Origin of the sequence: Kitasatospora sp. NPDC058406 (assembly GCF_042722765.1) — a bacterium.
Taxonomy (GTDB): domain Bacteria; phylum Actinomycetota; class Actinomycetes; order Streptomycetales; family Streptomycetaceae; genus Kitasatospora.
Genome location: NZ_JBHXKE010000293.1, coordinates 1 through 9,994, shown reverse-complemented (window position 1 = coordinate 9,994; position 9,994 = coordinate 1). Strand labels below are relative to the sequence as shown.

Below are 9,994 nucleotides of genomic sequence, written 5' to 3'. Positions count from 1 at the left end.
TCCACACCTACAATCACCACCGCGGACACACCGCACTCGCAGGCAAGCCACCCGCCAGCCGCGTTCCCAACCTCATGGGTCAGAACACCTAGGCCGGCCGCGCGTCCGTCCCGATCGCGTGCGGGCGGACCGGGCCTACGCCTCCCGCAAGAACCGCGCCTACCTGCGCCGCCGAGGGATCCGCTGCACCATCCCCGACAAGGCCGACCAGGCACGTAACCGGCGGAAGCTCGGCTCCCGCGGTGGCCGACCACCGAAGTTCGACAAGGCCGACTACCGCGAACGTCACGCGGTCGAGTGCGGGATCAACCGCCTCAAGAGGTACCGCGCCGTCGCCACGCGATACGACAAACTCGCGGTCCGCTACGAGGCGACTGTCCTCGTCGCGGCCATCAACGAGTGGCTGTGACCCTTGGCCCTCACACGGTGGGATCCACGTTCCACGTCTCCGGCAGATCGCTGCCGCAGAAGACGCAGACGAAGTCGTCCTCGCGCACGATGTTGTGCTCCTGGCAGTTGGGGCACCGACGGAACACCACCTGGTGGGTGAAGCCGGAGGGCCGTCCAAGTTCTACGTCGTCCAGAGCATGAGCGACTGCCAGCCAGGAGGTCACGTCCCGGCAGTATCCGGTGGACTGGTTGCTAACCTCGCCCACGGTCCACCGGTCCGCCTCACGAAGGAGGCCGCCGCCGCGACGCGGAAGGAGACCTTCGGTCACGGTCACCACCCTCTGCTCGCGTTCGTCGACAATGGCCCAGATGGCTCCGGGGAGACGGTCGACGGTACGAGACACCAGGGGGTGAGAGGACGGCAGCCGGTCCCTGTGCTTCCGCGCGCCCCGGCGTGCGCTGTCTGATACCCACACCTTCTGGGGACCTTCCGGGGAGAACGCTGTTGCTGCCGGAGCGACAGGGGGCGAGCCTCACCCGAGGAGGAGAGCACATGACGGTGTCGCACGACCGCAACGTCCCTGGTGCGGAGGGTGTGAACGACGCTGGTGGGGTCGGCGTCCGAGGCGTCGGCGGGGACGGGCCTGGCGTCGAGGGGAGCAGCGGCAAGCACACCGGCGTCTACGGTCATTCCGAGACGGGCCGCGGTGTGGAGGGGTACGCCAACGACAATTACGGGGTGTACGGCCAGGCAAATCGCTTCCCGGGCGTGCGCGGCACGTCGACCGGGGGCGGCCGTGGAGTCGAGGGCTGGAGTACCACGAATGCGGGCCTGTGGGGGCACAGCGATCAGGGAAACGGCGTCGAGGGCTTCAGCGACGGCGGCAACGGTGTCGGGGTGTTCGGCTCCGGCAGGCGCGGCGTGGTCGGCCACAGCGATACCTACCAGGGAGTGTTCGGGTGGAGCCGCGAGAACGCCGGCGTCGTCGGTGAGAGCGAGCACATGCACGCCGTCTTCGGCATCAGCCACGGTTCCAACAGTGCCGGCGTCTACGGTACGAACGACCGCGGCGGGTTCGCCGCCTCCTTCGATGGCCGGGTCGGTGTCCAGGGCGACCTCAGTGTCACCGGCGACGTCTTCTTGGCCGGCGCCGACGTCGCCGAGGAGTTCGACGTCACCGGGGGTGCGAGCGCGGCGCCCGGGACCGTGGTGGTGCTCGACGACCACGGCGGGGTCGCCCCGTGCACGCTGCCGTACGACACCCGGGTCGCAGGCATCGTCTCGGGCGCAGGCGACAGGGTGCCCGCGCTGGTGCTCGACCGGGCCGTTCCGGGCCCGGCGGTGCGCAGCGCGATCGCGCTGACCGGGAAGGCGTGGTGCGACGCGGACGCCGGCACGACGCCGATCCGCGTCGGTGATCTGCTCACCACCTCAGGCGTGGCGGGGCACGCGATGAGGGCCACCGACCGCGAGGCGGCCTTCGGCGCCGTACTGGGCAAGGCGCTGACCTCGCTGGATTCGGGGCGGGGCCAGGTGCTGGTGTTGGTGGGGCTGGGCTGAGTGGGCAGCCCCACCGAGGGCGGGCCGCTCGTGGCCTCGGCCACGCCTCGGGTCGCCAATTCATCACGCAATCCTCAGGAGTTGGAAGTAATGGCTCAGCCGACGGACGAAGAGATCATTCGCGAGTTCGTGGAGCGTACGTCCCGAGGTGTGACGGACGGGATCGAGATCAAGCACCGAGTGGCCGGCGGCATGCCCGGTGAGCAGCGGGTCAGCGAGGAAGTCGTTGTCTCTGCGACAGGCCTCGCCCGTGCCAGATCGGACAACGCCCGGGAGCCGGTGGAGAATACCGCGATCCTCGACAGGACGCAGACGCTCGATCTCTTTCGGAAACTGGGGGAACGCGCCACCGACCTCGTCCCCCGCGCACAGGCCAGGTTTCTTCCTGATTCGCTGGTGGGGACGGTCGTCATCAAGGTGGACGAACACGAGGCCACCCTCTTCTACCTCGCGGACGAGAGCGAACGCGAGACCCAGCAACAACCGCTCCCGCCGGAGACGGCGGCGGCCGTCAACGAGTTTTCACGCCTGACGAGGCGACTGGTGTCCGAGTGATGGGGAGGTGGGAACCATGGCCCTCAGTGCCAGAGGAGTAGTGCGTCACTATCTGGGAGTCTCCGGACGCATCAGCGTGCGTTCGACCGTCCTTGACGGCACCACAGCCGGAAGCCTGCGGAGCAGGCTCGTGGCGCTCGCCCGGCACGAATTCACCTTCGCGATGTCCGAGTGCGTCTACGGCTCGACCGCGGCGTTCGAGCAGACCTGGTCCTCGATCCGCGTGCGCATCCAGCTCGACCCGGACAGGGGCATCGCAGCCGCCACGCTGAACGGGCTGCGCACGACGTGGGAGAACGGGATCGAGACCACGTGGGGCAACCGCTGGGCGCTGGGTCGGGACGGCGAGGTGGCCTGTCCGTTGGAGTTCGACGTGCAATGGGTCACCGCGAACCCCCATCACACGGTCCGTGTGCGAGTGGGCCCTGCCCGCAGCAACGTGACGACCTGGGACACGGCGGACACCGGGGCCGTCGCGGCGCACGAGTTCGGTCACATGCTGGGGCATCCGGACGAGTACGCGGACGGGAACTGCCCGAACAGGAATCCCGTGAACACCGGTACGGTCATGGACAACAACTCGGCCAACATCCCGCAGCGGCTCATGACGCGCTTCGCCGACAACGTCGGATCGAGCGTGGTGGCGATCTAGGGCGTGTGTTCCTTGCACGAAATCAAGTCCCCACCGAACCCGAGGCGGTTCAGTGAGATCTCCCCAACCCATGAACCGAGATCATCCCCGGCCCAAGATCTACTTTCGATACACAGCCTAGGACGACCGGACGGTGATGCTGCCGGCGCCGGGGGACACGGTGTAGTCGGCGATTCCCGCGACCCGCGATCCCTCGACGATCCGCCCGTTGGTGGTGTGCAGCCGGAACTTCACGTCCCAGTTGCGGGGCCAGGCGTTGAACAGGATCGCGTCGTCGCCCGCACCGGGGTGCAGCAGCATCGCCTGGAGCGCGATCTTTGTGCGGTCGAGCGTGGGCGTCTCACGCCCGACCGCCGAGGAGCTCCTGACGGTCCTTCTCCAGCGGGGCCTCATCCGGGAGGCGCCCGTACGCCAGGACGGCGAGCGACCCGGCGGACGGCCCGCCCGCCGCTACGAGCTCGTGGCCGAGCGGTCCGTTGTCGCCGGTGTCGACATCGGCGCGCACAAGGTCGCCGTGGCGCTCTGCGACCTGAACGGGACGGTCCTGGCGATGCGCAGGCGCAGCGTCGACCCCGAGCTCGGTGCCGCCGACCGCATCGACGCCGCGGCCCGCCTGGTGCAGGTGGCGGTCCGGGGGTCCGGGACGGACCAGGATCACATCCGGGCGGTGGCCTGCGGCATCACCGGCGTGCTCGCCAACGGCTCGACGGTCATGGACGTCCGCAACCTCCCCGCGGGCCGGGATCTCGACGTCTACTCGCTCCCGGGGTTCGACGGGATCGACGTGGTCGCGCAGGTGACGGACCGTTTCAAGCGCGACGTGTTGATCGCCAACGACATCCAGGCCGCCGCCCTGGCCGAGCAGTGGAAGGGCGCTGCCACCCGCGCCCGCGACCTGGTCTACATGCACGCGGGCCGCAGGCTCGGCGCCGCGATCCTCATCGACGGGCGGATCCACAACGGCCGACGCGGCCTCGCGGCGTCCGTCGGCTCCATGAAGCTCCTGGGATGGCCCGAGGCGATGACGGCACTCGAACGCGCGGGCTCGACCGCCGCGCAGGCCACCGGCGACGACGTCCAGGCCCTCTTCCGGGCGGCCGGAAACGATGATCCCGCCGCCGCGCAGGTCGTCGACGGCGTCGCCCGGGCTCTCGCCGTGGGTGCCTCGGCCCTCGTCCACGCCGTCGACCCCGACCTGGTCGTGATCGGCGGCGGCCTGTCCCGCGCCGGCGACGCGCTCACCCTCCCGTTCGAGCGGCACTTCGCCGCGACCTCCCTCAGCTCGCCGGAGGTCCGCGTCTCCCTGCTCGGCGACGAATCCGTCGCCCTCGGCGCGGCCCGGCTCGCCCTCGACGCCCTCAAGGAGCTACTGGTCACGGTCCAGGCCTGACCCCTCCCCTCGCCGCACACGGCAGGAGGCCGGGCCGAGCCCCGTCGGTGGGCTCGGCCCGGTGGCCGGCCTCGCGGGCAGGGGCCTTGAGGTGCCGGCCGATGGTGTCGGTGAAGTAGAAGCGGCCGAACGCGTGCGCCCGGGGTCGTGGACACCGAGCCTGTAGCGGTGAGATCTCCGCGTCAGATATTTGCATAATTAATGTCCACCGGTACGGTGGCGGCATGACAGAGCAGACGTGCCACCGCTTCCGTGACCGGGTCGCAGTGATCACCGGTGCCGCCGCCGGTATCGGCGCCGCGACCGCGCGACGTCTGGCGGCGGAGGGCGCGGCGGTGGTGATCGTCGACATCGCCGATGCCGCGGGGCGGGCGACGGCCGAGGCGATCACGCACCAGGGCGGGCAGGCCGAGTACCGGCACGGCGACGTGTCGTCCGCGGCCATGTGGGAGGAGCTCGCGGCGCACGTGCGCCGGCGCTACGGACGGCTGGACGTCCTGCACAGCAACGCGCACGCGGTGGTCGTCAAGCCCGCGCACGAGCTGACCGAGCCGGAGTGGGACGGCCAGCTGGCGGTCACGCTGAAGGCCGCGTGGCTGGGGGTGCGCGCCTTCGCCGGGCTCCTGCGCGACAGCGGCGGCTCGGTGGTGCTGACCTCGTCGGTCCACGCGCTGGTGGGTCTTCCGGGCCATCCCGCCTACGCCGCCGCCAAGGGCGCCCTGTGCTCGCTGGGGCGCCAACTGGCCGTCGAGTACGGGCCGCAGGTGCGGGTCAACACCGTCGTGCCCGGGCCGATCATGACGGCGGCGTGGGAGCGGGTGGACGAGGCGGGGCAGGCCGACAGCGTGGCCGGGACGGTCGCCAAGCGGTTCGGCACCCCCGAGGAGGTGGCGGCCACGGTCGCCTTCCTCGCCTCGCCCGACGCCTCCTACGTCACCGGAACCACGCTCGTCGTCGACGGGGGCTGGTCGATCGTCAAAGCCTCCTCATGACACAGCCACCTCCTCATGACCCACCCCCGAACAGCCGCACCGGAAGGCCCCCTATGAACCAGCCGCCCACCCGGAATCTGCACCAGCAGATCATCGACATCATCGGGAAGCGGATCGTCAGCGGCGCCTACGCACCGGACTCGCTCCTGTCCCCGGACCGGCTGGAGCAGGAGATCGGGGTCAGCAAGACCGTCCTGCGCGAGGCGCTGCGCGTCCTGGCCTCCAAAGGCCTCATCGGATCGCGGCAGAAGCGGGGCACCTTCGTGCGGCCCCGCGCGGACTGGAACCTCCTGGACGTCGACCTGCTGCGCTGGCAGGGCGCCGGCATTCCCGACAAAGGCTTCCTCGCCGATCTGGGCGAGGTCCGCTCGATCATGGAGCCGGCCGCCGCCCGCCTCGCCGCCGAGCGCCGTGACGAGGCCGACCTCGCCGATCTCGCCCACGCCCTGGAACGCATGGCCGAAGCCGGCCACGACACCGACGCCGCCGTGGAGGCGGACCTGGCGTTCCACCGCGCCCTGCTGACCGCCGCCCACAACGAACTGCTCACCCGCATGGAGGTGGTGATCGCGGCCGACCTGCGGGTGCGCGACCACCTCGTCCACAGCACGGAGCACTGGGCCGACCCCGTGCCCGCGCACCGCGCGGTGCTCGACGCCGTCCGCGACGGCGACCCGCAGGCCGCGGAACAGGCCGTCCGGGACCTGCTCGCGCAGGCCACCGCCGACCTCGACCTGGTACATCCGGGAGAGACGCCATGAAGATCACAGCCCTGGAGACGTTCCTCGTCGCCCCCCGCTGGCTGTTCCTGCGCATCGCCACCGACGAGGGGATCACCGGTTGGGGCGAACCCGTCGTCGAGGGCCGCGCGGAGACCGTCCGCGCCGCCGTCGGGGAACTGGCCGACCACCTCGTCGGCGAGGACCCGCTGCGGATCGAGCACCACTGGCAGGTGCTCACCAAGGGTGGCTTCTACCGCGGCGGCCCGATCCTGTCCAGCGCCGTCGCCGGCATCGACCAGGCCCTGTGGGACATCAAGGGCAAGACCCTCGGAGTGCCCGTCCACCAGCTGCTCGGCGGCCCGGTCCGCGACCGGCTGCGGATGTACGCGTGGATCGGCGGGGACAGCCCCGCCCACGTCGCCGAACTCGCCCGCGAACAGATCGAGGCCGGGTTCACCGCCGTCAAGATGAACGGATCCGCACAGCTGCGGTCCATCGACACCCCCGCCCGGACCCGGGAGATCGTCGACCGGGTGGCCGCCGTACGCGAGGCCGTCGGCGACGAGCACGACGTCGCGATCGACTTCCACGGCCGGCTGTCGACCGCGATGTCCCGGCGCGTCCTGCCCCTGCTGGAACCGCTCCACCCGCTGTTCGTGGAGGAGCCCGTCCTGCCCGAACACGCCCGCGACCTGCGCCGGCTCGTCGACTCCACCACCGTGCCGCTCGCCTGCGGCGAACGGCTCTACTCCCGCTGGGACTTCCGCGACGTCCTCACCACCGGCATCGCCGTCGCCCAGCCCGACGTCTCCCACGCGGGCGGCATCTCCGAGGTCCGCCGCATCGCCGCCCTCGCCGAGACGCACGACGTCGCGATGGCCCCGCACTGCCCCCTCGGCCCGATCGCGCTCGCCGCGAGCATCCAACTCGGCTTCGCCGTAACCAACTTCCTCATCCAGGAACAGAGCGTCGGCATCCACTACAACCGGGGCGGCGACGTCCTCGACTACCTCCTCGACACGGCACCCCTGCGCTTCACCGACGGACACGCCGCCCTCCCGACCGCCCCCGGCCTCGGGATCGAGATCGACGAGGCCGCCGTCCGCCGCGCAGCCGAGCGCGGGCACCGCTGGCGCAGCCCCGTCTGGTACCACGAGGACTGCGGGTTCGCGGAATGGTGATCCCGATCCCGGTGAACCGGCTCCCCCTCACCGCCACCACCGACCCCCGCAACGGTGGCCGGTGGACCAGCCTTCGGGGCGGCGGACGCGAGTGGCTCTGGCACCGCCACTGCCCCGCCCGCGACACCGTCCGACCCGGCGACGCCTTCGTCGACGCCGGCGGTCTGGAGGAGTGCCTCCCCACCGTCCGCGGCACCCCCGACCACGGCGACGCCTGGTCCCGGCCCTGGCGGCGCGACGGCGACACCGACGTGCTCGACCATCCCGACTTCGTCCTGCGCCGCAGCCTGCGGCAGGACCGGACGGGGGCCCTGTGCGCCTCCTACCGCCTGTCGGCGGACCCCGGGTACCGCTTTCTCTGGGCGGCCCACGCGCTGCTCGACGTCGGGCCCGGTGCCCGGCTCGTCGCACCCGCGGGAACGGCCGCCCGGGTCTTCCCCGAGGCCGCGCCCCTGATCGACCGACCGTGGCCCGCGAACGCCCCGCACCTCACCGGGCGCTGGCCCACACCGCTCGGACTGCCCCTGGACCGCCTCGGCCCCGAGGACGGCACCGCCGTCGGTGCCGTCCTCACCGACTGTGCGGACGTGTCGGTCGTCGACGGCCGGGACACTCTGCGCCTCAGCCTCCGGGCCGATGCCGACGTCCCGGTGTCCGTCGCGCTGTGGCGCAACCTCGGCGGCTACCCGGCCACCGGTCCCTACCGCAGCATCGGTGTCGAACCCATGCTCGGGGCCGTCTTCGACCTCGCAGAGGCGGGCCGAGGTGACGCGGCCGTCGTCCCCGCCGCCGGCGACCTGCGCTGGGAGCTGACCCTCACCGCCGGCCGCACACCCTCCCCGTCCTGTGAAGGCACTCCATGAGACCTGCCGAACTGCCGTACCGCACCCTCGTCATCGTCCGCGGCACCGACCGCGGCGCCGCCCTGCGCACCGTGCTCACCCTCGCCGAGGAGGGCCTCACCGCGAGCGAGGTGTCCCTCACCACCACCGACGCCCTGTGGGTGATCGAACAGGCCCGACGCGAACTCGGACCCGACGCCGACCTCGGCGCCGGCACCGTCCTGACCGCCGACGACGCCGCCCGCGCCACCGACGCCGGAGCCGGTTTCCTCGTCACCCCCGGCCTCGTCACCGACCTGCCCCACGGCCCCGGACACCCACCCGTCCTGATGGGCGCCCTCACACCCGGCGAGATCATGGCGGCCACCCGGCACGGCGCCCTCGCCGTCAAACTCTTCCCCGCCTCCCACGGCGGTCCCGCCTACCTGGCCGCGCTCCGCACACCCTTCCCCGACACCCCGATCATCCCCGTCGGCGGGATCGACGCCGCCACCGCACTCGCCCACCTCACCGCCGGAGCCACCGCCGTCGGCGTCGGCTCGCCCCTGATCGGAGACGCCGCCGACGGCGGCGACCAGCACGCCCTGCGCGCCCGCGCCGCACACTGGCGCAGCACCCTCGCCGCGGTGGTGGCCACGTGACCGCCGCCCCCGAGGTGGTGACCGTCGGCGAAGCCATGGCCGCACTGCGCGCCACCGGGCCGATCAGACTCGCCCCGCCCATGGAACTGTCCGTCGCCGGAGCGGAGGCCAACGTCGCCATCGGCCTCGCCCGGCTCGGCCACCACGCCCGCTGGGTCGGCCGCGTCGGCGCCGACCCCTTCGGCGCCCTGATCCTGCGCACCCTGCGCGCCGAAGGCGTCGACACCACCCACACCCGCACCGCCACCGACGGCCGGCCCACCGGCCTGCTGGTGCGCGAGGACGGCATCGGCGACCTCGCCACCGTCCACTACTACCGCGAGCGCTCCGCCGGATCCGCCCTGAGCCCCGACGACGTCCTGCCCGCCCTGCACCCCGGCGTCCGCGTCCTCCACCTCACCGGCATCACCCCCGCACTCGGCCCCACCGCCGCCCGAACCGTCCAGGCCGCCGCCGCCCGCGCCCGCGAGCTCGGCATCACCGTGAGCCTCGACGTCAACCACCGCGCCCGCCTGTGGACACAGCACCAGGCCCGCCGGACCCTCCTGCCACTGGCCCGCACCGCCGACATCCTCATCGCCTCGGCCGACGAACTCCACCTCGTCGCCGACGACCCCACCCGCGACGAGGCGGACACCGTCACCGCCCTCCTTGACCGGGGCACCCGTGAGGTCGTCATCACCCGCGGCGCCGCCGGCGCGGACGTCACCACCCCCGACACGGCCGCCCACGCCCCGGCCCGGCGAGTCCCCGTCGTCGACGTCATCGGCGCCGGCGACGCCTTCGTCGCCGGCTACCTCTCCGCACTCCTCGACCACCTCACCACCGAACAACGCCTCCACCGCGCCACCGACACCGCGGCCTTCGCCGTCGCCACCCGCGGGGACTGGGAGGGCCTCCCCACCCGTACCGACCTCACCCTCCTCGACACCCCCACCGGAACCACCCTGCGCTGACCGGCCCGCCCGGGGCCACTCCCCCCCGGGCCGCAGGAACGACGGCGCCTGCGACCGACAGGTCTGTGCTTCTGCCCGATCGCGGACGCCGCAGCACCCGGGCCCGTCGGTG

The 9,994-nt window shown here is 72.2% G+C and carries 12 protein-coding genes and 1 pseudogene; 11 read left to right on the top strand and 2 right to left on the bottom strand.

What is annotated here, in order from left to right; all coding sequences use genetic code 11:
• Positions 1-91: 91 nt before the first annotated feature.
• Positions 92-409, top strand: a pseudogene (locus ACFWOG_RS36075) (transposase); the annotation flags it as partial.
• Between the two features lie 10 nt (positions 410-419).
• Here the strand turns inward: ACFWOG_RS36075 and ACFWOG_RS36070 are convergent.
• Positions 420-866 carry a hypothetical protein gene (locus ACFWOG_RS36070; RefSeq protein WP_380363588.1) on the bottom strand — a complete coding sequence of 149 codons (447 nt, stop codon included), beginning with the start codon at positions 864-866 and terminating at the stop codon, positions 420-422.
• Between the two features lie 77 nt (positions 867-943).
• Between ACFWOG_RS36070 and ACFWOG_RS36065 the strand changes: the two genes are divergently transcribed.
• The 3 genes from ACFWOG_RS36065 to ACFWOG_RS36055 all read left to right on the top strand — a co-directional run bounded on the left by ACFWOG_RS36065 (position 944) and on the right by ACFWOG_RS36055 (position 3,158).
• Positions 944-1,951: a hypothetical protein gene (locus ACFWOG_RS36065; protein ID WP_380363586.1), complete on the top strand. Its 1,008-nt coding sequence runs from the start codon at positions 944-946 to the stop codon at positions 1,949-1,951.
• 90 nt (positions 1,952-2,041) lie between these two features.
• The gene (locus tag ACFWOG_RS36060) at positions 2,042-2,506 is read left to right on the top strand and encodes a hypothetical protein (protein WP_380363584.1); all 465 of its coding nucleotides are present in this window, start codon (positions 2,042-2,044) and stop codon (positions 2,504-2,506) included.
• A 16-nt stretch (positions 2,507-2,522) separates the two neighbouring features.
• Positions 2,523-3,158, top strand: a complete 636-nt coding sequence (locus ACFWOG_RS36055) for an immune inhibitor A domain-containing protein (protein WP_380363582.1) — start codon at positions 2,523-2,525, stop codon at positions 3,156-3,158.
• 117 nt (positions 3,159-3,275) lie between these two features.
• Here ACFWOG_RS36055 and ACFWOG_RS36050 read toward each other — a convergent pair whose 3' ends face one another.
• Positions 3,276-3,458, bottom strand: a complete 183-nt coding sequence (locus tag ACFWOG_RS36050) for a hypothetical protein (protein WP_380363580.1) — start codon at positions 3,456-3,458, stop codon at positions 3,276-3,278.
• A gap of 31 nt (positions 3,459-3,489) precedes the next feature.
• On the opposite strand from ACFWOG_RS36050, the gene ACFWOG_RS36045 reads away from it, so the two are divergent.
• The 7 genes from ACFWOG_RS36045 to ACFWOG_RS36015 all read left to right on the top strand — a co-directional run bounded on the left by ACFWOG_RS36045 (position 3,490) and on the right by ACFWOG_RS36015 (position 9,882).
• Entirely contained in the window at positions 3,490-4,548 is a 1,059-nt protein-coding gene (locus tag ACFWOG_RS36045; protein ID WP_380363578.1) for an ROK family protein, read from the top strand.
• Positions 4,549-4,772: 224 nt separating this feature from the next.
• On the top strand, positions 4,773-5,540 hold the full coding sequence (locus ACFWOG_RS36040) for an SDR family NAD(P)-dependent oxidoreductase (RefSeq protein ID WP_380363576.1): 768 nt from the start codon (positions 4,773-4,775) through the stop codon (positions 5,538-5,540).
• 53 nt (positions 5,541-5,593) lie between these two features.
• Positions 5,594-6,301 carry a FadR/GntR family transcriptional regulator gene (locus tag ACFWOG_RS36035; protein ID WP_380363574.1) on the top strand — a complete coding sequence of 236 codons (708 nt, stop codon included), beginning with the start codon at positions 5,594-5,596 and terminating at the stop codon, positions 6,299-6,301.
• On the top strand, positions 6,298-7,443 hold the full coding sequence (gene dgoD / locus ACFWOG_RS36030) for a galactonate dehydratase (protein WP_380363572.1): 1,146 nt from the start codon (positions 6,298-6,300) through the stop codon (positions 7,441-7,443). The genes ACFWOG_RS36035 and dgoD overlap by 4 nt, the downstream gene beginning before the upstream one ends.
• Entirely contained in the window at positions 7,437-8,306 is an 870-nt protein-coding gene (locus tag ACFWOG_RS36025) for a hypothetical protein (protein ID WP_380363570.1), read from the top strand. The genes dgoD and ACFWOG_RS36025 overlap by 7 nt, the downstream gene beginning before the upstream one ends.
• Positions 8,303-8,926: a bifunctional 4-hydroxy-2-oxoglutarate aldolase/2-dehydro-3-deoxy-phosphogluconate aldolase gene (locus ACFWOG_RS36020; RefSeq protein WP_380363568.1), complete on the top strand. Its 624-nt coding sequence runs from the start codon at positions 8,303-8,305 to the stop codon at positions 8,924-8,926. Before ACFWOG_RS36025 ends, ACFWOG_RS36020 begins: the two co-directional genes overlap by 4 nt.
• Positions 8,923-9,882, top strand: coding sequence for a sugar kinase (locus ACFWOG_RS36015; RefSeq protein ID WP_380363566.1), 960 nt, complete (start codon positions 8,923-8,925; stop codon positions 9,880-9,882). Before ACFWOG_RS36020 ends, ACFWOG_RS36015 begins: the two co-directional genes overlap by 4 nt.
• Positions 9,883-9,994: the final 112 nt, after the last annotated feature.